The following is a 24,916-nucleotide window of genomic DNA, read 5'->3' on the forward strand; positions in this document are numbered from 1 at the left end:
CCTCCCTAACCCTCCCCTGCTGCGCAAGGGAGGGGACTGAAGCAAAAGCTGCAGTGCCGCTCGATCCGCCCCCTCCCTTTGCCGCAGGCAAGGGGAGGGTTGGGGAGGGGTGCTTTCGCTCTGCTCGCTTTCCTACCAAAAAACTACAACGCCGGCCGCTCCGGCCCAGTCCCCATCGCCTCGCGATAACGCCCGTACAACGCCAGCACCTTGTCCACGTACTGACGCGTCTCGGCATACGGCGGCACGCCGCCATAGCGGGCAACCACCCCGATCCCGGCGTTGTATGCGGCAGCCGCAAGAGTTCGATCACCGTTGTAACGACGCAGCAGCGATTTCATATATCGCGCGCCACCATTGATGGACTGCGCAGGTGACAAGGGATCACTCACGCCATATTCGCTTGCCGTCTCCGGCATCAACTGCATCACGCCCTGTGCGCCCTTGGGCGATATCGCCTTCTCGTCGAACGCACTCTCGGCATGCGCAACGGCACGCAGCCAGGCGTCATCCACGCCGGTAGCCTTTGCCGCAGCGCGGAACTGAGGTGCGTGACGGTTCAACTGTGGTGTGCCGACCTGCCCCAGCCCTTCATGGGCCGGTTCACCCGGCGGCGTGGCCACGGTAAAGCGCAGGTAAGGCCTTGAGCCGGGCAAGTTGCGAGTGGAGTAGACCAGCTTGCCGTCCTGCTCACGCTCGTACAGGGTGCCACTGAAGACGCCGAAGTTGCCCCACAGATTGGGCGTCTGCACGGCGTTGTCGTCGAGCTCGATGGCCTTGCAGCTGGAACCCGGCTCCGGCGCCGTAGCCATGCTGACCGTCCCTTTCTGCACGCAGCGGTACACCGTGCGTGCCTGCAACGGCGCGCACAGCCCGTACAACAGCAGCAACAGCACAAGCGCGGCCGCGCGCGGCATGGGGCCAGGTCCAATCTTCAGGAAGGACACGATGCTGAGCCTGCATGTTTGAACGGCAGGTGATGAAAAACCCGCCAATCGCGCCCAGAATGAATACCCGCTTTCCACGCCCCGGCCCGCCCTCATGTCCGTGCCCCTGCTCGGCTTCGACAACCCGCAATTCCATACCGGACGCAACACCAGCGTACGGCGCGGAGCACGCTGGCACGGGGTCGCGCAGGCCTGGGTTGAGCTGGGTGAAGGCCGCCAGCTTGGCCCCCTGCCACTGCAGACAGAACTGCGGGCGTTTGATGCATTGGACCAGGCTGATCTGCGTGATGAGCATGACCCAGCCTGCCGGACGCCTGCGGGGTTATTGGCGGTGATGCAGCGCCTCTATCCCGGTTTTCGCAGCGACGAGCTGGTGACCTTGGTGCATTTCTGGATCGAATGAGAGCACTGGCTTGGATGGCAACGGATAGGCTGGTTGCGTAGCAACCCCTAGCCCGGGTAAGCGCAGCGCACGCGGGAAGCAAAGATGTAGTGCCAATTCGGATGGTCCGCAAACAGCCCCGGGTGCGCTGCGCTTACCCGGGCTACCGTGCACCTACGGCTGCGGCCCTTGCTGCGGCTTTTTGCTGTTGCTGTGGCTGTTGCTGTTGCTGTGGCTGTCGCCCTTCCCTTCTCCCGTTCACGGGAGAAGGTGGTGCGAAGCACCGGATGAGGGGTAGCTTTTGCTTTTGCTTCACCCAGCAAAAACAACAAAAACCCCCAACCACGCTCAACGCCGCTGCGCAGCCCGCAGATGCGTACCAACAGGCACCGAGAACGCACGCCCATCGGCCAGATCCCAGTTGATCGACCAGGTCATCACGCCACGGAAATCCGGATGCGGCTGGCTCGGCTTCACCTCGTCGCATTGCTTCGCCGTGGTCAGGCAATCAAAGGCGCGATTGATATCAGCTGGCGTTGCATAACCATTTCCTGCGGCACGCAGACCCGACGGCAACGCCAACGCAACCTGGTCCGCACGCAAACCCACAAAACGGCCCTTGCCACCAGCCAGGTCAAAGCCTTCGATCAGCATCCTGGCCGAGCCCACCATCATGTCCACGCTGCCGCCCGGATACTTCTCGGCACGATACGGTGTTGGCAAACCACCGTTGTTGTAGAGCTGCACGTGCAGCAGGTCCAATTCCTCGCGCAGGCCATCGATCAGTGGCAGGTATGCACCCCAGATGCCCTCCATCGATACCATGCCGCCCTGCACATACGGGTGCTCCGGTGCCATCGAGACATACAGGTTCGGGTACATGCCATGCAGGCGCTTCACCGCCGAGATCAGGTGCGGCGTAACCGGCGCACCGTGCACCACACCTGCGATCTTTTCCAGATCGACATCGATGCCATCGAAGCCATAGGTATTGATCGCATCGGCGGTGGTGCGCACGAAATTGTCTTCGTCGCGCTGCGTGTTCAAGGTCACCGTGCCCAGCTCGCCACCGAACGACAGCACCACGATCTTGCCCTGCGCACGCTTGGCGGCGATGTCGGCAATCAGCTGCGTGCGGTCCAGCGCGGGATCCGGGTTGAACGCCACCTTGCCCTCGCCCATGTCATCGGCGAAGGCCAGCACGATCACGTCCCAACTCTCGTCCACCTTGCCGACGGGCAGCAAGCCCTGGCCGTTGTCGAAGTTGTGCAGATAGCCCACCAGCGCGTGCCTGGGCAGCGCATGGCTATGGCCGGGCGCGACGCCAACGCCTGCCGCCGGCACCGGCACCGGCGCCGGCGTTGCCTGACAGCCGAATGTGGAAACAAGCGCCAGCACGGAGAACAACAGACCGATCGACTTCATTGCAGCACCAGAATAGGAAGACGCCCGATTCTAGGCATGCGAAACCGGCAAAAAACCATTCAAAGACAATAACTTAGAAAAGTCGTCCTGTTTTGTCCCGGTTTGTCTGGCAGCTGTCGCGCAGGTCGATCAGCAGGAACCGGCAATGGCAACAGCCAGGCCCGCTGCTGGCCCAGGATGACCGCCGCTCAAGTGCACATTTTCATGCGCCGCTCGGCATCCCACAGTGCGCGCCGGGCCATGTCATAGGCGCTGTCGGCCGCGCTGAGCAGGCTGTGCTCGGCCTCCACCGGATCGGCGCCATTGTTGAAGCGGTACTCGGCGCGTTGCAGCGCATCCAGGTGCGTCATCGCCGGGGCAAGCCATTGCCGGCGCTGCTGCCCATTGCATCGCGGGTAGCGCTGCTCCAGCGCCCCCAGTGCGACGCGGATACGGCGGCTGGCTTCGCCTTTCATGTCCGGCGCCTTTTCGTAGCGGATGGGCGCCGCCTTATAGGCATCCCCGGTGGCCTCGCTGCCCAGATCGGACTTGCGCTCGTGCAGGTTGGGATTGAACGCAACCTCGGGCGGGCGCCGTGCCTGCGCCGGTTGGATATCCGGACCATGGATCAAGCGCGCGCCCATCTGCCCAAGCGTTGGCGGCTTTTCCTTGTCCTCGAACATGCCGGAAACCATTTTCTCCAGCGGTCGATCACCAACCCCGGTCGCCAACTCGTCGCGGTGCTCGAACACCCGCTCGGTCGCGCTCTTCTGCCGCGTGGCGTTGCCGTCCGTGGGCACCGCCAATGTGCCGTCCTTGCCATACAGGCGTTGCGACCAGCCAGCCTGCGCTGCCGATGGCTTCGCTGCAGGCACTGCAGTCACCGCAAGCTGCGGAGTTGCAGGCGGTGCATCGACGGTAGGCGCGTTGTTGGTGGCTGCTGTCGGCGCACGCTGTGGACTATCCGGCAGCGCTGAAGCTGCGCGTTGCTGCGGCGGTGCAAGTGCGGCCGCCTGCGGTGAGGTCAGCAACCAACGCAGCTGGATCCGCGTTTCTTCCCGTGCAAGGTTCAGCTCCGGCAACTGCAGCAACAAGCGCACCAGCCCGGACATGAATGCAAGGGCAATCATGCCGGCAGTCAGTCGGGTCCATAGCGGTTCGGCAGCAGATTCGGAACGCATGCAACTCCATCAAGAACACGACGCAGGGGAACAACCGCCCTGTCACGGTACATCGGCACACTGCAAAGACCGATAAGAGCACAACGAGTTCCACGATTGTGCCCATTGAATGTGTGAACCTGTGGCAAGAGTGGGTCATCATCGGGCAAACGCCGTCACCGTTCGCAGCACAAGGAGCCGTACGTGAATACCGTTGCAGCACAGAACCTGGATGAAAGCATCGCCAAGCAGCTGTTCTTTGGCCATATCGCCGAAGATGTGTTGTTCCCCTACCCGCAGATCCGTGAGCGCGACCGCGAGATGCTGGGCGCGATGACCGACGCCATCGACCAGTTCCTGGCCGACAAGACCGCCGACCTGCGCCAGTACGACCGCGACGCCGAGCAGCCACCGGAGTTCATCCAGGCGTTGCGCGACATGGGCCTGTTCGGACTGATCATTCCCGAGGAATACGGCGGACTGGAGCTCTCCAACGGCGCCTATGCGCGCGTGCTGGGCCAAACCAGCAGCCATGACAGCTCGGTATCGCTGACCATCGGCGCGCACAGCTCGATCGGCATGAAGGGCCTGCTGTTGTTCGGCAACGACGAGCAGAAGCAGCGCTACCTGCCCAAACTGGCCAGCGGCGAGATGATCGCCGCGTTCTGCCTGACCGAATCCGGCGCTGGCTCCGACGCGGCAGCCATCCGTACCAAGGCGCATCGCAACGATGACGGCAGCTGGACGCTGAGCGGTGAGAAGATCTGGATCACCAATGGCGGCATCGCCGATTTCTACACCGTGTTCGCACGCACCGACACGCCGGAAGGCAAGGTCACCGCCTTCATTGTCGAAGCCGGCTGGGAAGGCGTGAGCCACGGCCCGCACGAAGACAAGATGGGCATCCGCGCCTCGTCCACCACCACCGTCGCCTTCAGCGATGTACGTGTGCCCGCAGCCAATGTGCTGGGTCCGGTTGGCAAGGGCTTCAAGGTTGCAATGAACATCCTCAACAGCGGCCGCACCGGTCTTGGCGGCGGCGCTGTCGGCGGCATGCGCGCATTGATACGCATGACCTGCGCCCAAGCCAGCGAGCGCAAGCAGTTCGGCCAGCCGATTGCCGAGTTCGGCCTCGTGCGCGAGAAGATCGCGCAGATGACTGCCGATTGCTTCGCCGCCGAAAGCACGGTGTGGATGGTGGCGCACCTGATCGACAGCGGCCGCACCGACTACTCGGTGGAAGCTGCAATGAGCAAGATCTTCGCCAGCGAGGCGGTTCAGCGCAGCTGCTACGAAGCACTGCAGATTGCTGCCGGCAATGGCTTCATGCGCGAACTGCCCTACGAGCAGATGACCCGCGACACCCGCATCCTGTCGATCTTCGAAGGCACCAACGAGATCCTGCGCCTGTATGTGGCACTGAATGGCCTGAAGGGCGTGGGCGCAACCCTGAGCGAACTGCAGAGCGCGGTCGGCGGCATCTTCAACGACCCGATCAAGGGCTTCGGCGTGCTCAGCGACTATGCCGGACGCCGCGTACGTGAAGCCACGGGCTATGGCACCGGCCGCATCCGCGCGCCACTCAACGATGCGCTGCGACCGCTGGCGCGCTTGTGCGAGAAGTACACGGTGGAGCTGTCCAAGGCCTCGGACCGGCTGCTGCGCAAGCACGGCAAGAAGATCGCAGACCAGCAGCACGCGCAGAAGCGCGTGGCGGATATCGCCATCGACCTGTTTGTCGGGCTGTGTGTTCTTTCACGCGTTGAGAGCCTGCTGCAAGCGGGTCACCCTGCTGCGGACGACGCGGTGAAGATCGCCCGTCTATTCGCCCGCCAGGCACGCCGGCGCATGGCGCGTAACGTACGCGGACTTGAGCGCAACGAAGATGAGATCGTCGAATCGCTGGCCGCATCGGTACTGGAGCGCGGCGGCTACGCCTGGGACGTGATGTAAGCCCCCGGATGTTTGCAGGAGCGGCGTAAGCCGCGAAGCTGGCGCGCCATCCGCCAAGGGAGTTCTTGCAATTGCAAACTCCCAGGCAACCGGCAAGTGCATCAGCTTCGCGGCGGATGCCGCTCCCACAACAGCAACACGCGCGGCCAACGCTTGTGGGAGCGGTGTAAACCGCGAAGCAACCGAGCTATCCGCCGAAGAAGATTCTGCAATTGCAATCAACCCGGTAATCGGCAGCTCCACCGGCTTCGCGGCTTACGCCGCTCCTACAAAGCTGGGTCATCCGCCGCCAACTCACCGTCACGCAGTACCCGCCGCAGCAGTGCCCGACCCTGTCGGTCCAGCCCCAGCACGCGCGGCTTCACGCCATGATGGCGATAGCGACTGACCACTTTTTCCAAAGCCGCCACCGCAGTGATATCCCACAGCTGTGCGCCGGACAGATCAATCACCACAGCGCGTCCTTCAGCAACACGCGGATCGAACGCATCAATGAAGGCGTCGGCAGACGCAAAGAACACCTGCCCGCGCACCACATAGCGAAGGCTGCCATCGGCCTGATCCTGTGCTTCCACGCGCAGCAGGCGCGCCACCTTCAGCGCGAAGAACACCCCGCTCAGCAGCACGCCTACGCCAACACCGGCCGCCAGATTGTGCGTACCCAAGGTCACCGCCACCGTCGCCAGCATCACCACACCGGACAGGCGTGGATGCCTCACCAATGCACCCAGGCTGCGCCAGTCAAACGTGGACACGCTGACCATCACCATGATCGCGACCAGCGCGATCACCGGCACCTGGCCAACACAGGGCTTGAGCAACACCATCAGCACCAGCAGGAACACGCCAGCAAACAAGGTCGAAAGCCGGCCTCGGCCACCGTACTTCACGTTGCCGACGGTCTGCCCGATCATGCCGCAGCCGGCAATGCCACCGAACAGGCTGGCGGCGATATTGGCCACGCCCAGACCCGTGCACTCCCGGTCCTTGGAACTGGGCGTATCAGTGAGCTCATCGACCACCCGCGCCGTCATCATCGATTCCAGCAAACCCACCATCGCGATCGCCAACGCCGGCATCGCGATGATACGCAGTGTGTCCAGATCGAACGGCAGCGAGGGCAGGCCCAACCACTGCGGCAGCGCATCCGGCAACTTGCCAAGATCGGCAACCGTAGGCAGATCCAGCTTCAGCCAGGATGCCAGCAGGCTCAGCACAACGATGCAGATCAGCGGCGAGGGAATCGCACGGACGCCGGGCAAAGGCAGCCGTGGCAGCCCATAGATCACCAGCAAGCCCAAGGCCAGCATCGCCCAGGTAGCAGCGGTGGCACCGTGCAGCTGCGGTAGCTGGGCAGCAAAGATAAGAATGGCCAGCGCATTGACGAAGCCGGTACGCACCGAGCTGCTGACAAAGCGCATCAGCACGCCCAGGCGCAACACGCCGAACACGATCTGGATGACGCCCGCCAGCAGGCCGGCGGCAAACAGATACGGCAGACCATGCGCGCTGATCAGCGGCGCCGCCACCAAGGCCACCGAACCGGCAGCCGCCGTGATCATCGCCGGCCGCCCGCCGAACACCGCAATGACGATGCTCAGCACGAAGGAAGCGAACAGGCCAACCTGCGGGTCCACCCCGGCCACGAATGAGAACGCGATGACCTCGGGGATCAGCGCAAACGTGGCCACGGCTCCGGCCAACATTTCACGCAGGGGATTGGCGCGCCATTGCGCCAGTTCAGAATGCAGGGAGGACATACGGGCTGGCCGCCGGTGCTGGCAAAGCAGGCGGAATCAAAGTAAGGGGCGCGAATTATGCCTGCTTGGGTTGCTGGGCGCTGGTTAGGGCAGCTTCCGTGAACGTCCAAAGCTACCCCTCCCCAGCCCTCCCCTTTTCTACGCAAAAGGGAGGGGGCAGAAGCTCCCTCCCTTTGCCGCAGGCAAGGGGAGGGCTGGGGAGGGGTGTTCTTCGAGCAGAACCAAAGCCCCAAATTTCCCCCTGCGGTAGCATTCCCTCCCCCGCATCACCTTCGCCCCCCCATGCCCCACTACACCGGCCCCCTGCTCACCCGCCCGCTGCTCGAGCAGCTGCAAAACGCCCTGAAGAAGGGCAACAGCGAGCTCGGCACCTCACTCGACCTGGGCCGCAGCCAGGAAAGCATCAGCGTCAGCGCCGACAGCTGGCAATACAAGGGTCAGCACTACCCGTGGCCGGCCAAGCTCAAGGACCGCACCATCTACTACTGGGACGGCGAGGAGTTCAGCGCTGCCTCGCGCTTCGGCAGCGGCTTGTACAAATTGGTACCCACTGATTGGGGCATCCCCACCTTCGAGATCGACGGCATCAAGATGCTGGTCAGCGCGCAGATCTCGCCGCTGGACGACGCCCGCCGCAAGGTGGCGCTGGTGCAGCCACGCGGCAAGCAGCTGCTCGATACCTGCGGAGGCATGGGGTATTTCGCCGCCTGCTGCCTGGACGAAGGTGTGGCCAGCATCCGCTCGTTCGAGAAGAGCCCGGAGGTGCTGTGGCTGCGCACCCTCAACCCATGGTCGCCGGATCCCGATGCTGAACACGCAGGCGGCCGGCTGCAGTTGAACCACGGTGATGTCTCCAAGGAAATCGAAGGCATCGCTGACGCCTCGATGGATGCGGTGCTGCATGACCCGCCGCGCTTCGGCATCGCCGGCGAACTGTATTCACAGGTGTTCTACGATCACCTTGCCCGCGTGCTGCGCAAGGGCGGCCGTCTGTTCCATTACACCGGCGCCCCCAACAAGCTGACCAGCGGCCGCGACGTGCCGCGCGAAGTCGCCACCCGCCTGCAGAAAGCCGGCTTCAAGGCCGAACTGGCGCTGGATGGCGTGCTGGCGATACGTAAATAGCCGACCTTTGTAGGAGCGGCGTAAGCCGCGAAGCTCGTACCCCTTCATGCCCCAGCCCAATGGCTGTCTCATTGGCACCAGCTTCGCGGCTTACGCCGCTCCTACAAAAAGACGCCAAGCTGTATACGCAAGCCTTCACCTCGCCTGCGCGACACTGCGCATTCCGAAGCGGAGGCAGCCCATGGCAACCGAAACCGTACGCGGCAAAACCGTCACCATCCATTTCGACAGCGAGCGTTGCATCCACTCACGCAACTGCGTGTTAAGCCATCCGGATGTGTTCGTACCCAACGTGGTGGGGGAATGGATCCACCCCGACGCGGTCGCCCCGGAAGAGGTGGAGCTGATCGCCCGCAACTGCCCCTCAGGCGCCATCCGCTACGAATACAACGACGGCACGCACAGCGAACCGGCACCGGTGGTGAACCTGGTGCATATCCGTGAGAACGGCCCCCTCGCCTTCAACGCGCCCCTGCTGATCGCCGGCAAGGATGAAGGCATGCGCGCGACGCTATGCCGCTGTGGCGAATCGCATAACAAACCGTTCTGCGATCACCGCCATGTAGAGTGCGGTTTCGTCGCTACTGGCGAACCCGCTGAAAAGAAGTCAGAGGCACTATCGCAGCGCGATGGTCCACTGCAGATCAAGCCGACCACGAACGGTCCCTTGCACGTGATTGGCAACCTCGAAGTCGTCAGCGGCACCGGCCGCACCATCGACCGCCTCAGCGAGACCTGGCTATGCCGCTGCGGTCACTCCAACAACAAGCCCTTTTGCGATGGCAGCCATAAGAAAGTTGGGTTTCAGGCTGAGGGTGAGTAAGTCGCTGCATTGCCCGACTCGATCCGAGCCGAGCCAGTGGCTTCAATTAGAACGCTGCAATTTCAACAACCGGACCGACAATATTTCTGTCCGCGTCTCCTGAAGATACTGAAAGCCACTGATACGAAAGCAGATCGACTAGAGATCGTAAGACAGCAGGTCATACCCTGTAACCGAACGCACCACCCGTTGGTGCACCAGCGAACCGCTGCCGCCGTTGGTCAGGACCACGATGCCGCGCCGTCGCTGCGCATCACCTATCGCGAAATTCTTGAAGATGCCGCTGTTGCTGCCTGAGTGGTAGAACACCGGTCCGTCACGGGTCTGCTCGGTGTTCCAGCCCAGGCATTTCTCGGTCCATCGACCGGGCAAGCTGATCTGTGGCGTCAACATTGCCTGTCGTGAGGCTTCGCTTATTTCCCATGTCGCACACTTGCGGCCGGCCATCATCAAACTGAGGAAGGTCGCGTAGTCCTGCACTGTCGTACGCAGGCTTGCAGCGGCATTGGCGAGGATATCGCCAGGCCATGCCACCAGACCGGCAGGGGCCAGCGCCAGCACTTCGGGCATTGCACGTTCGGCATCGGCGTACTTCCATGCGGACAATGGCTTACCCCAGCGGTCCGCGACCTGCTGAGCGACGCTCCACTGCTCGCGGATCACCTGTCGTGGCGCGCCGCCATCGGTACGATCATGCGCTGGATATCCAAAGACAGAGCGCGCAGCCAGGTCCGCATTCCACGTGTAACTGCTGTCCTTCATCCCGGCCGGGCCAAACAGATACATCTGCATAGCCTCATCCAGACTCTGCCCGGTGATGCCCTCAACCACAAGTTGCAGCCAGACGAACGCCTCGCCGGAGTAGTTGATGCGCGTACCAGGCTTGACCATCGGCACCAGCTTCTCGGTCGCTGGCGATTTGCGCCAATCCGGAAGACCCGTCGTATGCCGCAATACATCGCGTGCGGTGATCAGCGCAAGCCACGGGTGATCACCGAGGTAATCAGGCCTGCGATAAGCCACCAGCGGCGCATCCAGATCAATCTTCCCCTGCTCCACCAACTGCATCACCAGATAGGCAAACACCGGCTTGCTGAGTGATGCATCCTCGAACACCGTGCGTGCATCCACAGGTATTTTCGCCTGCACATTTGCCAGGCCGAAGCCTCGACTCCACGCCACTTCGCCGTCCTCGACAACGGCGATGCCAACACCTGGAACCGCGAAGGCCTGCATGATTCGCGGGAGCTCGGCGAGGAGTGTTTCATCAGGAATCCACGAACTGCTGCTGGTGTCCTTGCGCGGCGCGGCCAGCGCTCGCACCGACGGCAGTGCGGCGAGCATGCCCATCGTGGCAGATTGCATAATGAAGCGACGGCGGCTTGGAACTGTGCGAGTAGGCATTGCCAGCGGTCTCCCTGGTGATTGCTGAGCTTAGCCGGTGTTCCGCCAGTGTTGGCGGACAAACACCGCGATAAATGCCCGAACCCGCCGGGGATGGCCCCGAGGCCGTCGCCTCTGGCGTCCCATAGGAACCAGAAACGCACGCGAGCAACATCAATTGCTGCGAGGTGAGCCATTGTTTACCACCGCCGCCAGCGAACGCTAGCGCGCCGTAGTTTTACCTAGACCGCATCAGCAATCTTGCGCATGAAGTCCCCGCGAGCGGCGCTCAGCATTGGCGTGGTCGAATCACGACGCTTGATACTCTGGTGAATGACGTGGCCCCTACCGCATCGACTGCCTCCAAAGGCAAACCCAATATCCTGGTGATCTTCGGCGACGATATCGGCATTCCACAGATCAGCGCGTATACGCGCGGGCTGATGGGTTACCAGACGCCAAACATCGATCGCATTGCCAATGAAGGCGCTTTTTGTACCGACTCGTATGGGCAGCAAAGCTGCACCGCCGGGCGCGCCTCATTCATTCTTGGCCAGGAGCCGTTTCGAACCGGCTTGTTGACCATCGGCATGCCCGGCGATCCGCACGGCATCGCCGAATGGATGCCGACGATTGCCGACGTGCTAAAGAGCGAAGGCTATGCAACCGGCCAGTTCGGCAAGAATCACCTGGGCGACCAGGATCAGCATCTGCCGACCAACCATGGATTCGATGAGTTCTTCGGAAATCTCTATCACCTCAACGCCGAGGAAGAGCCGGAAAGCTACTTCTATCCCAAGGATCCCGCGTTCAAGAAGAAGTACGGGCCGCGCGGCGTGATCCACTCCTATGGCGATGGCAAGGTCGAGGACACCGGCCCGCTCAACAAGGCGCGCATGCCAACCGTGGATGAAGAATTCCTCGGTGCGGCGCAGACCTTCATCAAGAAGAGCGTCAAGGACAAGTCACCGTTCTTCGTCTGGTTCAACACCACGCGCATGCACGTGTTCACCCACCTCAAAGAGGAGTCGCTGGGCAAGACCGGCAAGGGCATGCATGCAGACGGCATGGTCGAGCACGACGGCCACGTCGGCCAGCTACTCGACCTGCTGGACAAGCTTGGCGTCGACGACAACACCATTGTGGTCTACACCACCGACAACGGCGCAGAAATCGCATTGTGGCCCGACGGCGCAATGACCATGTTCCGTGGCGAGAAGGGCTCGACCTGGGAAGGCGGCTTCCGCATTCCGATGGCGATCCGTTGGCCTGGCGTGATCAAACCTGGCACGGTAGTCAACGAGCCAATTTCCCTGATCGATATGTTCCCAACGCTATGTGCGGCGGCTGGGGTACCGGACATCAAGGAGAAGCTGGCCAAGGGTGTCACGCTCGGCAAGAAGAAGTTCAAGGTGAAGCTGGACGGCTACAACTTCATGCCCTTCCTGCAAGGGAAGGAAAAGGAAGGCCCACGCAAATCGATCTTCTACTTCGACCAGGGCGGAAACCTCAACGCCGTGCGTTACCAAGACTGGAAGCTGAGCTTCGCCGTGCAGGCGCACGGCAATATCGCCACCGGCTCAAGAACGGTGACCAACTGGGCCACGATCACCAACCTGCGCATGGACCCGTACGAACGCGGCCTGGAGGACGGCGGCGGCGCGGTGGATTTCCTGGCCCGGCAGATGTGGTTGATCGTGCCGGTGATGGGTGCCATCAAGTCCTTCTTCTCGGACTTCAAGGACTTCCCCTATCAGCCCGGCAGTTCACTCAATGCAGGCAGCATCAACTACGACCTGATCCGGCAGACTGAAGCGCTGACTCGGCTGAAGGATTTGGAATCGCTGCATCCGAGCAGTTGAGCGCTACGGGAACAATCCCCCGTGAAAGAAAGCAGCGCAGAGCTCACGCTCTGCGCTGCTGCCATTGCCCCGGAGGCAATGAACTCAGCCCCCGCGACTCAAAACGAGTACGCGACGGTGACCCGGGCATTGCGGCCCGGCTCGCTGTAACGCCCGATGCCGTCATCGTTGACGTAGCCGTACAGGGTGTTGGTGCCCTTGTTGATCACCCGTACGCGCTGCCACAGGTAGTATTCGCGATCGGTCAGGTTGTAGATGCCTGCCGTCACCCGCAGCTGCGGAGTGATGTTCCAGCTGCCGGTCAGGTCCAGCACCGTGTAGCCATCGGCCTTGCCTGTCCATGCCGGCACCACCTGCGTGCCATTGGCCGACGTGGTGTAGGCGTCGCTGGCACTCTTGCCCCAGGCGTGGGTCAGGTTGGCGCTGACGTTCCACAGCGGCGAAGGTGCATAGCGCACGCCCAGCACCGCGCTGGCCGGCACGATGCTCTCCAGCGGATCACCATTGTGCTTCTCGCCCTTGCTGTACGCCGCCGCCACTCGCGACGACCACGCGTCGGCGATCTGCCAGCGCCCTTCCAGCTCGGCGCCCTTCACCGTCACCTTGCCTGCATTGACCGGCATCGTGCTGTTGTAGCTGTACTGCACGGGGCCGGTTGCCGTTGTGCGGTAGCCATTAGCATACGGCACCGCCGTGGTCACCGTCTCGATGAAGTTGTCGTACTGGTCGCGGAACACCGAGAACCCCAACTGCGCGCGATCGGTGGTCCAACGGTAGCCCAGTTCGATGTTCAGGCTCTTCTCCGCATCCAGATCAGGATTGGACATGGAAGTGTCGAGTTGGATCGGTGCACCGCTCACTGCATCAAACGCGGCGCTGGCGCTGGTCGGCGAGTACAGATCTGCCACGCTCGGTGCACGGAAGCCACGGCCCAGCTGCGCCCACAGTGCATGGTCGGGCAGGAAGCGGAACTCCGCCCCCACCTGCCAGCTCGGCGCCGAGAAGCGAAGGTCGCGCACGCTGCCGGTCTTGTCGACGAACGTACTGTCTACCTGCGGCGAGTAATCGTAGCGGTCATAGCGCAGGCCACCGCTGAGCTGCAGGCGCTCGTCGAACAGGCTCAGGCTGTCGCGCAGGTACAGGTTCCAGGAGCGGGCATCGGTCTTGGGCACCTGGCGCGGATCATGCTCCACGCTTGCGATGTCACCGGCCGCATTCCAACGGGTATCCACCGCGGTGTAGTCGATGTCGCGCTGCTGCCAGGCCAGGCCGTAGCCGATGTCATGCCGCACCGGACCTTCCACCACCTTGCTGAAATCCAGCGCTGCGCGGTCCAGGGTCTGCTCGGTCGCGCGGTCTTCACTGCGCTTGCAGGGAGCACCACCACCCGGGCAGCCGCTGCCGGCCAGAATTCGGGTAACGCCGCGGCTGTCGGTGATCTGGCGGTCCAGCTGCGCATCAAGGGTGTCGAACAGAGCATTGCCTGCACGCCACTGCCAGGTCACGCCATAGCGATCACGGTCATTGCGATCGTCGCCCTTGCGCTCCAGGTAGCCCGGCGCGTACACGCGTGAAAGATTGTCGACCTCGTTGTGGGCGCGGCCGCGCTCGTACATGAAGCCCAGCGTGTGCGCGTCCGACAACTGCAGATCAACCTTGCCCAGCAGGTTGTCGCGCGTGCTGTCGACCGGATCCGGCGTGCGCCGACCGACACCGATGCGGTCCACCGTACTGTCGTACCAGCTTTCACTTTCATGGCCTTCGCGGCGGGTGTAGACCAGCATCGACTCGACGATGCCAGTGCGGTTGGCCAAGCTCAGCGTGCCCATGCTCTCGTCGTTGGAGCCGCTGTAACCGAACTTCACCCCGACATGGGTGTCGTTGCCTTCGGGCTTGAGGTAGTCCGCCGGGTCCTTGGTGGTGAACACCACCGCACCGCCGAGCGCACCGCTGCCGGAGGTGATCGAATCGGCGCCCTTGACCACCTGCAGGCTCTTCAGCGTATCGATATCCACATCGCCGCGACCGCTGCGGAAGAACTCGTAGGAACGCGCCGTCTCCACCGATTCGGCCAGGCTCAGGCCATCGACGGTGATTGCCACGCGATCGCTTTCCAGGCCACGGATGTTGAAGCCGTTGTCACCGAAGCGGCCCATGTCCACGACGCTCACGCCCGGTATGTAGCGGATGGCCTCTTCCATGTTGTTGGCCATCTCGGCATCGAGATCGGCGGCGCTTAGAACGGTCACGTTCTGGTTGCGCGACTTGCTCTTCTTTGCCCGTTCGGCCTCGACCCGGACGGTGTCCAGGTTCGACGCGTCCGGCGCCTCGGCACGGGCGACGCCGGACAGGCTGGCCAGCACGGCCAGCGCAAGCACGGATACAGCTGCATTCATCAGAGATCTCCACAGAAAGGTAATGGCGGGGACTACGCCGTTCCTGGCTGCTCGATCACGTGGACCATGCCGGCTGGGGGGGCAACGGCGCCACACCGGCGCCGTGTCATTGCAGAAACTGGGGTGACCGGTCGCAGGCAGCGACCGGTACGCGGGGCTCAACGGTTGCCGTTGGCCGAATGGGCACCGGCAACCGGCTCCGGATCGCGTGCGTCAACGATGCCGTCGCGATTGCTGTCAGCACGGTCAAACAGGCGCTTGCCGGAAACCTGATACTCGGCAAAGGTCATGCGACCATCTTTATCGGCATCCAGCGAATCGAAACGTACGCCGGCCTGGCGGCTTGCCGCGTCGCGAACCTTGCTGCGTTGTGCATCCAGCCGACCTTCGAACTCGGCGGTGTATTCGGCCAGGTCCAGCACGCCATCGCCGTTGGTATCGGCAGCAGCAAAAGTCGCACTGCGTGCGGCGTCGAACTCGGCGCGCTCCACCAGTCCGTCGCCATTGCGGTCGTACAGCTCGATCATGCCGTTGGCGGTATGCGAGGTAGGCATCTTCAGCGGATCACGGTTGTCGCTGGCGGCGGTCTCCTGCGTCGCGTCCTGACTCTTCTCGTAGCCGGCCCAGGTACGCTCACCGGCGGCATCGAACTCGGCCCGGCTGATGCTGCCGTTCTTGTCGCGGTCCAGCGCCTTGAAACGGGTATCGGTCTGACGCAGATGGCCGGCACGCGCGTCGGCCAGCCGAACATCAAAGCGCTGCAGGTATTCGTCTACGTACTCCTGGCGATCGACGTGCCCGTCATTGTTCGCATCGGTGGCGTCATAACGCTGCCGACGGAACTGCTCGAAGGCTTCCCAGCTCACTGCGCCGGTCTTGTCCGGATCGAACTGGGCCAGGAAGGCGGTAACTGTCGGCGATACCACGGGCGGCGCGGCGGCCTGCGCCGAGGCAAGCGGGGCCAGCACCGCTGCCAGCATCGTGGCAACAGCAAAGGAGGTTTTCATCGGGGATATCCCTGTTGGAAAGCGGCTTAGGGTTCGAGCACGCGGAAGCTGAGCGTGTAGTTGTTGCCGTGCTCCGGCGCTGCGGCCCCGGCCGGTGCCGGTCCGCGGTGGCGGATCAGGGCCAGGTAGGTGCCCGCTTGCTGCAAGGCGAACGAGGTCTTGCCGGCAGCGTCGGTGGTCAGCTCGACCGGAGCCGGCTGGATTTCGTCATCACCGCGTGCGGCGTGGATTTCCACCTTCTGTGCCGGCAACGGCTTGCCGTCGTAATGCACCTCGAAGACGAATTGCTCACCGACATACAGGTCCGATGGATGGGTCACCGGCACCAGTTCCAGACCCTTGCCGTAGGGCGTCAAGGCCTGCCGGGTCGGTGCACCGGCCGTCAGGTAAACCTCGGAGCGCGACAGGCTCTGGTAATGCGAGAGCACGGTGGCACCAGCCGGCAGCGGCTTGGCCGGATCGCGGCTGGTTTCCTTGCGGCCATCCACTTCCCAGGTGCGGAACACCGCGCCAAGGCGGTTGCCGGTAGAGAAGCGGTACGTGCCCTTCTTGCCCGGCAGGGTCTGTTCGACCACGGCACGGGTCTTCAGTCGCTGCACCACATCGGGCGCATGCTGCACGCCATCAGGATCGGTGACGACGAACTCGCTGTTGTCGAACACCACTTCGGGCACGAAGAAATGCTCGGCGAAGCTGGCATCCAAGGTAACCGTGCTGGTCGGCTGCACCTTGAAGGTGGCCGGGGCGAGGTACGGCGTATGCGCCTGGGCAGGCAGTACCGCAGCGGCCAGCAGCAGGCAGGCCAAAGGACGGAAGTTCATCGAAGGGTCTCATGGAGGTGACCGGCGCGATGCCGGCGGCCGATACGTTAAGTCAATTGCGAATGATTCGCAATCCCGTTTATCCATGAGCGGCAGGGAATGGCCGGCCTCTGATGGCTGGCCGTAGTGCGGAGCCGGACCAATGGCAACGGCTGCAACAACCGATTCGCACTGGTCGACCGACGCCCTCCCAACCTTCCTCGCGCCATACCGCAATTTGACCGCACGGTGGACGCGGCAAGATGCCCTACGTCAGGCATTACTGCAGTGAGGACCGCGGAAGCAGCAGCTTGGCATCTCCTTGCAAGGATCTCAGCGGCTCAGCGAAAAATGCCCGGCGGAGCAACGCGTGGAATTCGGGCGCCTCAGGCATGGGGACGGTGCCGAGCTGATGGACAGCGACGCAAGGCGTCCAGGAATTCATCACTGCTGCACCTTTCAGGCCTGGCAGGCTATCGATCCCGATCTCCATGTTCCGCTGGGGAATTCCCATGGCTTCCAACTGCCGCTTAACGATGGACATCGTCGTACCGAGCAACATACGGGCTTGGGGCCACACCACGCTTTGACCATCCCAGAACACGATGTTCCAGATGGTCCCCTCGCTGATGTGTCCCTGCCTATTGAGGAAAACAGCGTCATCAAAGCCCCGCGCCACCGCTTGGCGCAGCAGATACTTTTTGGCGATCTCACCCACATGTTTGAGGTGCGGTAGCATCCGCTCGTGCACTACCAAGGCCATCCTCATCGGCCCAACTGGACCATTCGAAGGCGCACTTACTCGCACCAACACATCCGGTACATGCCGATCCACCGCCGCTGTGAACTCGCCAGCGGGGGAGTACACGGTAGCGGTCAAGGAAACATCAGCATCTTCACTTGGCAGCGCAGCGCTGAGATGGCCCAGAATCGTTTCATTGGGCAGCGTGTGGTCAAACATCGCCTGCGATGCCGCTCGCAAGCGCGCCAGATGCAGATCGAGGCCACGCACCTGACCGCCGCGAACCTGCATGGCGGTGAAGTGCGCATAACCGGCGAAGGCCAGTGGCGCGAGGTCGCTGGCGCTGGCGAGATGCCCGTTACGCTGGGCTGGATTCAATGTGGACGGTTGTGGATCTTCGATGGACATGCGCGTCTCCTTTCAAAGGCAGCATCCAGCCTAAACCTTGACAGCGCTGTTAAAGTCAAGCGCCGATGGAAGGAGTGTGAGATGCGTATTGGAGAACTGGCCCGACGCAGTGGGGTGAGCGAAAGGATGCTGCGCTACTACGAACAGCAGGGACTCCTGCGACCAGCACGCACCGAAGCGCGCTACCGTGACTACGGGCAGGCCGAGCTACAAGCTGTCCAGCGCATCAAGCTCCTGAGCGAATCTGGAATCAAGCTCGACGCCGTCAAAGTATTGCTGCCCTGCATGGTTGACGGACCAGAAGTCTTCGATCTGTGCGACGACATCGTCGCCACCCTTCGCGAGGAAGTAAGAAGGCTGGACGAGAAACTGGATGCACTGACCGAAAGCAGGCGGATCGTTGCCAACTTTCTAGCAGGCCTTGATGGCGCCGCACTGGATCCTCGGGCCTGAGCAGCGCCCCATCTTCATCGCCGAGAGCGGCAACCAGCTGACGAATACGGTTTGGATACGGCGTGGCAGAAGATGATTACATCTGCGATGGCCGACGGCGTCATTGCACAAACCGAGCGATTCAACCTGCACGGACTCAAGCACCGCGGCTTCACTGACACGCCTGTCTACGGAGCCGATAGACAGCAGGGTAGCGGGTACAAGTGCGAGAGCATGCTCGACACCATCTCTTGAGTCGGATGTGCGCCGTATTGTCGACACGCTCCCTGCGTCACTAAGATCAAACTGTATCAAGGGAAGATTCCATCGGGCATGAGTAGTGTAACCGCCCCTCGGGGCCGTCTTTTAAGTAGGTTGGCAATATGAGATATGCACCCGAGTTCCATGAGGCGATGGCACGAATGTATCGCTCCATCGATGTTTCACCAAAGAACGAAGCGGCGCTAAAGCGTGCCAAGCAACTTATGTTTGCCAGGAGCATGGATGCTCTCTTGGAGAAGCTCGAAGGGAAGCCTGTCATTGAGTTCATTGGCAAAGAATTTGTCACATCAAATGTGAAAGTCAGATTCTCCGTTGCCAAACTTCAAGAATTACTGGACAGCTATGCTGCCTGAAAATTCTTTCCAGCCGGACCTGCTGCGCAGGTCGGCTTGATTCCAGAGTTATACGTCTGCTCCTGCTCGGCACAGAACCAGAGCAGCTCTGAAATTATCCTGTTGGCGCAGCCATGAGATGGTCTGCGCCCGCGCGCTCCAATGCATCAGTCAAGATCAGCGATGGGATTTTCCGAAAAAAAGCATCCCTGCATCTGCTTCAAGCAGAGAAAAGCAGTGCTAAGCAATTGATTCCACGCTATCCGCATTGGACGGAGCTGATGTATCAACCGCAGAATTCTTCCACGAATTTTTCCAAAAAACCTTGTTCTAACTCGATAAGAGCAGAGCTAAGCGACTGATTTCATGGTGGGCCCACCACCAATCAAAAAGACGACCTATCCAACTGAATTTAAACGATATTAAGCCAGAGAACTATAAGCGTTACTCACTCAGTTACTCACACCGGAAAAACCAAACCAACTTCGAATCCAGCACACAGTAGAAGCTCTTTTCGGCGCGGGAAGCAGTGTTCCGTTAGGGCACTTTCGCGGCGACCAGCAACGAGGGCTCGAGCGTCACCACTGTTGATGGAAAGGCGGCACAGCTAGCGGGTCGCGGACGGCCGTGGGACCATCTTGCCAGCAGGAAAAGAGGTCGCTGTTTACGAGGTTTTTGTCAAATCCTACCGGAGCATTCTTGGGGGAACCGGACACGTAGAGACTCTGGTTCCGCCCAAGGCCTACTACTTCGAGGAGCGAGCCTCTGAAGCGGCCGACTTTGCTCCGTCATCCGGCTGACCGCCAAAAGCGATACCTCTCCCGCCAACGAGACTTGGCCTGCATGGAGCCACACTAGTATTCTCCATTGGGATCAACCGAGTTGTCTCGGAGATCTGCCCTGTCTTCGGGTCAAATGGTTTCAGAATCCACTGGTCAGATCGGACTCCTGCAACCAGCTGGTCCGCCAGAGCACAATCGAACATCGAGCGTCCGCTCACTGAAGTAGCCGAAGCCCGACACCAGCCACGCTCCCATGAGCGACATGAAGGCCAGCCAAAGCACATTGGGAACCCAAGGTGGCAATTTAGGCCGATCTGCCGGCTCTGCTTTTTCGGTCGCGTCAGGGTCCATGCCAAGCGCCAGGAAGAAGGGGAACAGCAACGAAGCTACAACGGTGGACCACGTTGTCGAATGGAACAACGAGGGAAGTCCAAAGACGATGAAGGCAGAAAGGTAGATCGGCAGCGATCTCCCAAATCTAGTTTTCGAGGTCATCCAGCGGCTCATGAATGCCACCAGCGCGAGCAATGCCGTAAGCAATACAGCAAGGCCGACTCCCCCCATCAGCAGGCGATTTACGGGTAGATCTATTAGCTCAGTCGGCACCATAAGGAACCGATAACGGCCAGATTCGTAGGCGTAGACGCCGATCAGCCCGATGCCAGGAGCAATAGCGGCCACGTACGTCTCTTTCTTCCAAATGCTCAATGCCCTTCCCTCCATGGTGTTTAAGAAGCTGATATCCACCCACGCAGACCGCGAAGACAAGCATCTTGAAGCGGAACGTGCGCTTTTTTTACAAAGAGCAAATGGCAGGGGCCTTGTGCCCCGCATATACGCCCCCAATTGGATAAAATCCTGACCGCTTCTGAGAGAGCCGCTATGCCCGAGTACACCATTCCCTGCCCCGATGGTACCGACCGCAAGTGCTGGGGTGAAGTCACCATTGAGATCGATAAGAAGCTCCACCCAAGCGAAGTTGAGCAGTACATCGAGGACAACAGCATCATTGTCGATTCGTGCGGAGCTTGCGGCTCCGACTCAAATCACGAGGACGAAGATGACGAATATTGAGCCTGCTTGAACTAGCAGCCCCCACAGCCCCGCCAAGTGCGGGGCTTTTTCAAAGCTATACGGTCTAGCTCTTCACGCATATGCGCGTTTTTTCCCAAGTACATCTTCGAAAGCCTTCGGGGCCCCTAACCCTCGAGATCCCTGCAACCCTAGCGCAGCCTATCAACCGCGCAGAGCTACCGGTAGCAGATCTTTCAAAGGAATGCCCCTATCCCGTTTCCACAAGAATCTGCACACGCTCGTTCGATGAGATCCAGTGCGACGTTTTTGCGATCGGCCCATTCCGCCAACGCCAAGGCGATTAACTCAGGGCCATTGTCCAGGCGAAGCTTTGCGCGGTACCGGCAGGCACCGACACATCAGCCGAACCGGAAACGCATCGCGGCAACGTTCGATCACCTGATACCTCAGGATGATCCCTTAGCAAAGAACGTGGCCGCTTCTCGCAAAAAATCCCGTTCCTTCTTCACCCATGCCAGCTCGCGTTTGAGCTGGGCCAGTTTCTCGTCCCACGGTGTGCCTGCACCTCAAAGGCCACTTGGCCCTGGCTCAGGACCTCACGCCTCTAGCGGGTCAACAGTGTGTCCCGAATCCCCAATTCCGTGCTATTTGTGCACAACTGACCCCGGGATGGTTTGCCTGTTCAACTGCGCAACGTTTGAACTCTGCACTGAACTTCCTTCGCTTCGACATGAACACTCATCAAGGCCTCGGTTGGACCGTCTCGTAAGTGTCCGTGATAAAGGGGATGAACCCGCAATAGCATCATCCACCAAGTATCGGCGGGCAGCTCCTTGCACAATCTTTGGTCTCGCAGACCGCAAACTCATACACCCAGCCTGCTAGCGCTGACATCGCCTGCGTGATCCTGGTTCTAGCCGTGAATTGCTGATGCTTGTTCTTCAGGAATACATGCAAGACCTGCCCTGACCATGCGGCCAGGTCATTCTCTATCGTTGGGAATGGCTCATGGGCAAGTCTATTGCGCAATTTATTCAAGCCCGCCAGGAAATCAAGCGCCTCCATCAGGCCATGATCATCCTCAGCCAGCATCGCAAGCTCATTGATTTTCTGGCGAAATGACAACTTTCTGATCTGCGGATCAGTTAGTGAAAGACGTGTCCGTAGAACCTCAGAAAGCATGACCTCCAGCAGCAGGTGACCTTTTAGCAAGATCAGCTCAATGTCTCGATAACGATCAAGTTTTGACCAGACTGCCCAATCGATAAGTGGTGTTGGAATCACAAACAGAGTCCTTTTGACTACCCTGTCAGGCAGGTGGCAATGGAGAGATTATTGACCACCTTCTAGCTTTACGGTAGCGCCATACCTTCCTCAACTCCCTTCCGAGTCGATCCAAACCTAATGGCCCTAGGCCAAGTGCGCTTGCATGCCACTCCCGCCGATTGAATGCAGCCCCCTTACGAGCAATCGTCTCGGCGCGCACCTCTAGCCAGGTCCCTTCACCAAGCTTGTAGGAAGGAGCCTGAGCAGGCCACGCCAAGTAGCGTGAGACCTCCATGGTAGCCGAGCCCCTATCAAAACCCGAGGCTCGCATGATTACCTTAACCGCACGCTCATAAGTCCAAGCGGTGCCGGCACCATCGAGCCCCTTGGGAATAGGCCGACCGGTATGCAAACCGATGTAATGACCCACTGATTTCCTGCTCAGGTGTTACTTTCCCCGAAGGAGACACCGATGAGCGAAGTGATGGGAGAAGAGATCAAGCGTTGGACGGCCCGTCGCAAGTCGGCACTGGTCCTTGAGATCATCCAGGGCAAGACCACCGTGGCTGCGGCCAGTCGCCAGTTCGACCTGACGCCGGCGGAGATCGAGAGCTGGGTGGACGATGGCAAGCGCGGCATGGAGAACGCGCTGCGGGCCAAGCCGGAGGACGTGCGCGAGCAGTATGAGCGCCAGCTCAAAGACCTGCAGGAAGCCTACGGCGAGGCCATGCTGGAGATCCGCGCCCGAAAAAAGCTGGCGTCCCTGTTGGGAAAGGACGAGAGCTGATGCTCTCGGTCCAGCAGGGGCTGAAGGACGAAGGTGTAGCGATACCGATGACCAAGCTGTGCCAGTGGTTCGGCGTGGCGCGGCGGACGACGTACTACAAGCCGACCCGTTCGCCTGCAAAGGTCAAAGCGGAGCTTGCCGAGCCGATCAGGGAGATGATCGAGGCGGAGCCGTCGTTCGGCTACCGCACGGTGGCTGCATTGCTGGGCATGAACAAGAACACCGTCCAGCGGATCTTCCAGCTCAAGGGCTGGCAGGTGCGCAAGCGCGCACTTGGGCAACGGCCCAGGATCCAGGCAAAGGTCTCTCGTGCCGAACGACCCGACCAGCGATGGGCCACGGACCTGTGCCGTGTATGGGGCGGCAAGGACGGCTGGCTGAGTCTGGCGCTGGTGATCGACTGCAGCACGCGGCAGCTGCTGGGCTGGCACCTGTCACGCACCGGCAAGGCGAGCACTGCCTCAGCCGCTCTGGAGCAGGCCTTGATCACCCGCTTTGGCACGCTGGGACGTGTGCCGGAGCCTTTCCTGCTGCGCTCGGATAACGGTCTGGTCTTCACCAGCCGTGACTACACGCGCCTGGTGCGCAGCTACGGCCTGAAACAGGAATTCATCACACCGCACTGCCCGCAGCAGAACGGGATGGTGGAGCGCGTAATCCGGACACTCAAGGAGCAGTGCGTGCATCGCCACCGCTTTGAGAGCCAAGTCCATGCCCTGCGGATCATTGGCGACTGGATTGGCTTCTACAACCAACAGCGCCCACATCAGGCGCTGAAGATGATGACCCCGGACGCGGCTTATGCCGCTACATTAACCGCATGACCTGAGCAGAAACCGGTGGGTCATTACACCAGTGAAGTCGCTGAAAAAGTGGCTCATTGCCAGCAACAGATCACCCGCCAAACCAGTCGTACCATCTGCGCGGGTGAACGTTCCGCGGTTATCGACCACATTCCCATTGCCTAGGTCTAGATCGACCGTTGTGGAGGGAGTCAAGTTAATGGACGCGATGCCTAGTTGGTCAAGCGTGAATAGCTCTCCCGCTTGAGAAATGCCGTCCTGATTCAGATCCCTCCAAACCCGGACGTCAGCGAACTCAGAGTCGCCAGCGTCAAAGACGCCGTCTTCGTTACTGTCCAAGTCCGCCAGCGCAGCAAAACCTGAAGCGGCCTTACTATCGTCAGACAAAACGGTGTCTGCACCGAACAACTCACCACCGTTGTCTATCAATCCATTGCCGTTGCGATCGAGCACTAACATTCCGTCATCGCGAGCGATCCAACCCGTGCCGCTTCTTATTCCATCACCATCATGATCGAAGAGAACAGCCCCTGTTGCAGCTACGGTTTCGATGCCGTCCCCGTCCAGGTCCAGCACAAGCGGATCTCTGCGCGGAATGAACTTTTTTGCATTGTCGAACAAATCGCGAACCGAGTCGTATACGTCCTCGATGGTATCTCTTATCGAATCAGTTAACTCCCTAAGCTTTTCTAGTGCAGCTCGACGCACATCATCCAGCAAATCCAAAACTGCATCCGTGGCATACTTAATAACCTCTTGGGCCCACTCCCACCCTCGCTTCACGAATTCGGCAATCGTGTCATATATCGTCTCGGCCAGTGTCTGTGATGCCTCAACGAATCCAATGTCATCAAAAACATCGGAAGGAACGATTCTATCCGGATCCATATCTAGCGCATGTGGCCAATCATAATCCCCACCCGTTACTGTGCCGACAGATTGTGTAAAAACACCATCAAAAGCGGTCGAAGGTGGTAGCCCGTAAAATTCGACGGATTGTCGATAGCTACCTTCAATTTGTTCCGACGTGGGCCATCCACCAGTA

Annotated in this window: 23 protein-coding genes and 1 pseudogene; 10 read left to right on the top strand and 14 right to left on the bottom strand. The window is 60.8% G+C overall.

All coding sequences use genetic code 11. The features are described 5' to 3' along the window. Positions 1-143 precede the first annotated feature (143 nt). The gene (locus tag Q5Z11_RS18205) at positions 144-917 is read right to left on the bottom strand and encodes a lytic transglycosylase domain-containing protein (protein ID WP_303747706.1); all 774 of its coding nucleotides are present in this window, start codon (positions 915-917) and stop codon (positions 144-146) included. Positions 918-1,041: 124 nt separating this feature from the next. Here Q5Z11_RS18205 and Q5Z11_RS18210 point away from each other — a divergent pair, with 124 nt between their 5' ends. Then, complete coding sequence (locus Q5Z11_RS18210; protein ID WP_303747707.1) at positions 1,042-1,350, top strand: ASCH domain-containing protein; 309 nt, start codon at positions 1,042-1,044, stop codon at positions 1,348-1,350. A gap of 327 nt (positions 1,351-1,677) precedes the next feature. Here Q5Z11_RS18210 and Q5Z11_RS18215 read toward each other — a convergent pair whose 3' ends face one another. Then, complete coding sequence (locus Q5Z11_RS18215) at positions 1,678-2,754, bottom strand: chitinase (RefSeq protein ID WP_303747708.1); 1,077 nt, start codon at positions 2,752-2,754, stop codon at positions 1,678-1,680. Positions 2,755-2,942: 188 nt separating this feature from the next. Continuing rightward, positions 2,943-3,914 carry a superantigen-like protein SSL4 gene (locus Q5Z11_RS18220; RefSeq protein ID WP_303747709.1) on the bottom strand — a complete coding sequence of 324 codons (972 nt, stop codon included), beginning with the start codon at positions 3,912-3,914 and terminating at the stop codon, positions 2,943-2,945. 183 nt (positions 3,915-4,097) lie between these two features. On the opposite strand from Q5Z11_RS18220, the gene Q5Z11_RS18225 reads away from it, so the two are divergent. Beyond that, positions 4,098-5,846, top strand: a complete 1,749-nt coding sequence (locus tag Q5Z11_RS18225; RefSeq protein WP_303747710.1) for an acyl-CoA dehydrogenase family protein — start codon at positions 4,098-4,100, stop codon at positions 5,844-5,846. Between the two features lie 266 nt (positions 5,847-6,112). Here the strand turns inward: Q5Z11_RS18225 and Q5Z11_RS18230 are convergent, their stop codons facing one another. Further along, positions 6,113-7,606, bottom strand: coding sequence for a SulP family inorganic anion transporter (locus tag Q5Z11_RS18230; RefSeq protein ID WP_303747711.1), 1,494 nt, complete (start codon positions 7,604-7,606; stop codon positions 6,113-6,115). Positions 7,607-7,888: 282 nt separating this feature from the next. Here Q5Z11_RS18230 and Q5Z11_RS18235 point away from each other — a divergent pair, with 282 nt between their 5' ends. Next, the gene (locus Q5Z11_RS18235; RefSeq protein WP_303747712.1) at positions 7,889-8,731 is read left to right on the top strand and encodes a class I SAM-dependent methyltransferase; all 843 of its coding nucleotides are present in this window, start codon (positions 7,889-7,891) and stop codon (positions 8,729-8,731) included. A 181-nt stretch (positions 8,732-8,912) separates the two neighbouring features. Beyond that, on the top strand, positions 8,913-9,554 hold the full coding sequence (locus tag Q5Z11_RS18240; protein WP_303747713.1) for a CDGSH iron-sulfur domain-containing protein: 642 nt from the start codon (positions 8,913-8,915) through the stop codon (positions 9,552-9,554). A gap of 138 nt (positions 9,555-9,692) precedes the next feature. Here Q5Z11_RS18240 and Q5Z11_RS18245 read toward each other — a convergent pair whose 3' ends face one another. Further along, a complete protein-coding gene (locus tag Q5Z11_RS18245; RefSeq protein WP_303747714.1) occupies positions 9,693-10,904 on the bottom strand; it encodes a serine hydrolase domain-containing protein in 1,212 nt (403 codons plus the stop codon). Between the two features lie 362 nt (positions 10,905-11,266). Between Q5Z11_RS18245 and Q5Z11_RS18250 the strand changes: the two genes are divergently transcribed. Then, on the top strand, positions 11,267-12,799 hold the full coding sequence (locus tag Q5Z11_RS18250; protein WP_303747715.1) for an arylsulfatase: 1,533 nt from the start codon (positions 11,267-11,269) through the stop codon (positions 12,797-12,799). A gap of 98 nt (positions 12,800-12,897) precedes the next feature. On the opposite strand, the gene Q5Z11_RS18255 is transcribed toward Q5Z11_RS18250, so the two are convergent. From Q5Z11_RS18255 to Q5Z11_RS18270, 4 genes are all read right to left on the bottom strand, one after another. Beyond that, positions 12,898-15,195, bottom strand: a complete 2,298-nt coding sequence (locus tag Q5Z11_RS18255) for a TonB-dependent hemoglobin/transferrin/lactoferrin family receptor (RefSeq protein WP_303747716.1) — start codon at positions 15,193-15,195, stop codon at positions 12,898-12,900. A gap of 158 nt (positions 15,196-15,353) precedes the next feature. Then, a complete protein-coding gene (locus Q5Z11_RS18260; protein ID WP_303747717.1) occupies positions 15,354-16,202 on the bottom strand; it encodes an EF-hand domain-containing protein in 849 nt (282 codons plus the stop codon). 26 nt (positions 16,203-16,228) lie between these two features. Beyond that, positions 16,229-17,023 carry a DUF4198 domain-containing protein gene (locus Q5Z11_RS18265; protein WP_303747718.1) on the bottom strand — a complete coding sequence of 265 codons (795 nt, stop codon included), beginning with the start codon at positions 17,021-17,023 and terminating at the stop codon, positions 16,229-16,231. 259 nt (positions 17,024-17,282) lie between these two features. Beyond that, on the bottom strand, positions 17,283-18,152 hold the full coding sequence (locus Q5Z11_RS18270) for an aminotransferase class IV family protein (protein WP_303747719.1): 870 nt from the start codon (positions 18,150-18,152) through the stop codon (positions 17,283-17,285). Positions 18,153-18,233: 81 nt separating this feature from the next. On the opposite strand from Q5Z11_RS18270, the gene Q5Z11_RS18275 reads away from it, so the two are divergent. Both Q5Z11_RS18275 and Q5Z11_RS18280 read left to right on the top strand, forming a co-directional pair. After that, positions 18,234-18,605, top strand: a complete 372-nt coding sequence (locus Q5Z11_RS18275; protein ID WP_303747720.1) for a MerR family transcriptional regulator — start codon at positions 18,234-18,236, stop codon at positions 18,603-18,605. A gap of 401 nt (positions 18,606-19,006) precedes the next feature. Next, on the top strand, positions 19,007-19,219 hold the full coding sequence (locus tag Q5Z11_RS18280) for a hypothetical protein (RefSeq protein ID WP_303747721.1): 213 nt from the start codon (positions 19,007-19,009) through the stop codon (positions 19,217-19,219). A 914-nt stretch (positions 19,220-20,133) separates the two neighbouring features. On the opposite strand, the gene Q5Z11_RS18285 is transcribed toward Q5Z11_RS18280, so the two are convergent. Continuing rightward, entirely contained in the window at positions 20,134-20,688 is a 555-nt protein-coding gene (locus Q5Z11_RS18285) for a hypothetical protein (protein WP_303747722.1), read from the bottom strand. A 174-nt stretch (positions 20,689-20,862) separates the two neighbouring features. Between Q5Z11_RS18285 and Q5Z11_RS18290 the strand changes: the two genes are divergently transcribed. Beyond that, positions 20,863-21,054: a hypothetical protein gene (locus Q5Z11_RS18290; protein WP_303747723.1), complete on the top strand. Its 192-nt coding sequence runs from the start codon at positions 20,863-20,865 to the stop codon at positions 21,052-21,054. A 573-nt stretch (positions 21,055-21,627) separates the two neighbouring features. On the opposite strand, the gene Q5Z11_RS20765 is transcribed toward Q5Z11_RS18290, so the two are convergent. The 3 genes from Q5Z11_RS20765 to Q5Z11_RS20770 all read right to left on the bottom strand — a co-directional run bounded on the left by Q5Z11_RS20765 (position 21,628) and on the right by Q5Z11_RS20770 (position 22,711). Continuing rightward, a complete protein-coding gene (locus tag Q5Z11_RS20765; RefSeq protein WP_405051619.1) occupies positions 21,628-21,747 on the bottom strand; it encodes a transposase in 120 nt (39 codons plus the stop codon). Positions 21,748-21,819: 72 nt separating this feature from the next. Further along, positions 21,820-22,299 (bottom strand): hypothetical protein, encoded by a 480-nt coding sequence (locus Q5Z11_RS18300; protein WP_303747724.1) that lies wholly within the window; start codon positions 22,297-22,299, stop codon positions 21,820-21,822. A gap of 25 nt (positions 22,300-22,324) precedes the next feature. Further along, positions 22,325-22,711: a DUF885 family protein gene (locus Q5Z11_RS20770; RefSeq protein ID WP_405051620.1), complete on the bottom strand. Its 387-nt coding sequence runs from the start codon at positions 22,709-22,711 to the stop codon at positions 22,325-22,327. Positions 22,712-22,753: 42 nt separating this feature from the next. Between Q5Z11_RS20770 and Q5Z11_RS18305 the strand changes: the two genes are divergently transcribed. After that, positions 22,754-23,068 carry a DUF1153 domain-containing protein gene (locus Q5Z11_RS18305; RefSeq protein ID WP_303747725.1) on the top strand — a complete coding sequence of 105 codons (315 nt, stop codon included), beginning with the start codon at positions 22,754-22,756 and terminating at the stop codon, positions 23,066-23,068. Beyond that, positions 23,068-23,892, top strand: a complete 825-nt coding sequence (locus Q5Z11_RS18310; protein ID WP_303747726.1) for an IS3 family transposase — start codon at positions 23,068-23,070, stop codon at positions 23,890-23,892. Before Q5Z11_RS18305 ends, Q5Z11_RS18310 begins: the two co-directional genes overlap by 1 nt. A 27-nt stretch (positions 23,893-23,919) precedes the next feature. Here the strand turns inward: Q5Z11_RS18310 and Q5Z11_RS18315 are convergent. Further along, positions 23,920-24,507 (bottom strand): annotated as a pseudogene (locus Q5Z11_RS18315) (calcium-binding protein); the annotation flags it as partial. Positions 24,508-24,916 lie beyond the last annotated feature (409 nt).

This window comes from Stenotrophomonas sp. 610A2 (assembly GCF_030549615.1).
Classification (GTDB): domain Bacteria; phylum Pseudomonadota; class Gammaproteobacteria; order Xanthomonadales; family Xanthomonadaceae; genus Stenotrophomonas; species Stenotrophomonas pigmentata.

What these genes read in the sequence shown, in the direction of transcription:
- Q5Z11_RS18205 (WP_303747706.1), bottom strand. Translation starts at nt 917, where the DNA reads ATGCCGCGCGCGGCCGCGCTTGTGCTGTTGCTGCTGTTGTACGGGCTG.
- Q5Z11_RS18210 (WP_303747707.1), top strand. Translation starts at nt 1,042, where the DNA reads ATGTCCGTGCCCCTGCTCGGCTTCGACAACCCGCAATTCCATACCGGA.
- Q5Z11_RS18215 (WP_303747708.1), bottom strand. Translation starts at nt 2,754, where the DNA reads ATGAAGTCGATCGGTCTGTTGTTCTCCGTGCTGGCGCTTGTTTCCACA.
- Q5Z11_RS18220 (WP_303747709.1), bottom strand. Translation starts at nt 3,914, where the DNA reads ATGCGTTCCGAATCTGCTGCCGAACCGCTATGGACCCGACTGACTGCC.
- Q5Z11_RS18230 (WP_303747711.1), bottom strand. Translation starts at nt 7,606, where the DNA reads ATGTCCTCCCTGCATTCTGAACTGGCGCAATGGCGCGCCAATCCCCTG.
- Q5Z11_RS18235 (WP_303747712.1), top strand. Translation starts at nt 7,889, where the DNA reads ATGCCCCACTACACCGGCCCCCTGCTCACCCGCCCGCTGCTCGAGCAG.
- Q5Z11_RS18240 (WP_303747713.1), top strand. Translation starts at nt 8,913, where the DNA reads ATGGCAACCGAAACCGTACGCGGCAAAACCGTCACCATCCATTTCGAC.
- Q5Z11_RS18245 (WP_303747714.1), bottom strand. Translation starts at nt 10,904, where the DNA reads ATGGGCATGCTCGCCGCACTGCCGTCGGTGCGAGCGCTGGCCGCGCCG.
- Q5Z11_RS18255 (WP_303747716.1), bottom strand. Translation starts at nt 15,195, where the DNA reads ATGAATGCAGCTGTATCCGTGCTTGCGCTGGCCGTGCTGGCCAGCCTG.
- Q5Z11_RS18260 (WP_303747717.1), bottom strand. Translation starts at nt 16,202, where the DNA reads ATGAAAACCTCCTTTGCTGTTGCCACGATGCTGGCAGCGGTGCTGGCC.
- Q5Z11_RS18265 (WP_303747718.1), bottom strand. Translation starts at nt 17,023, where the DNA reads ATGAACTTCCGTCCTTTGGCCTGCCTGCTGCTGGCCGCTGCGGTACTG.
- Q5Z11_RS18270 (WP_303747719.1), bottom strand. Translation starts at nt 18,152, where the DNA reads ATGTCCATCGAAGATCCACAACCGTCCACATTGAATCCAGCCCAGCGT.
- Q5Z11_RS18275 (WP_303747720.1), top strand. Translation starts at nt 18,234, where the DNA reads ATGCGTATTGGAGAACTGGCCCGACGCAGTGGGGTGAGCGAAAGGATG.
- Q5Z11_RS18280 (WP_303747721.1), top strand. Translation starts at nt 19,007, where the DNA reads ATGTATCGCTCCATCGATGTTTCACCAAAGAACGAAGCGGCGCTAAAG.
- Q5Z11_RS18290 (WP_303747723.1), top strand. Translation starts at nt 20,863, where the DNA reads ATGCCCGAGTACACCATTCCCTGCCCCGATGGTACCGACCGCAAGTGC.
- Q5Z11_RS20765 (WP_405051619.1), bottom strand. Translation starts at nt 21,747, where the DNA reads ATGTCGAAGCGAAGGAAGTTCAGTGCAGAGTTCAAACGTTGCGCAGTT.
- Q5Z11_RS18305 (WP_303747725.1), top strand. Translation starts at nt 22,754, where the DNA reads ATGAGCGAAGTGATGGGAGAAGAGATCAAGCGTTGGACGGCCCGTCGC.
- Q5Z11_RS18310 (WP_303747726.1), top strand. Translation starts at nt 23,068, where the DNA reads ATGCTCTCGGTCCAGCAGGGGCTGAAGGACGAAGGTGTAGCGATACCG.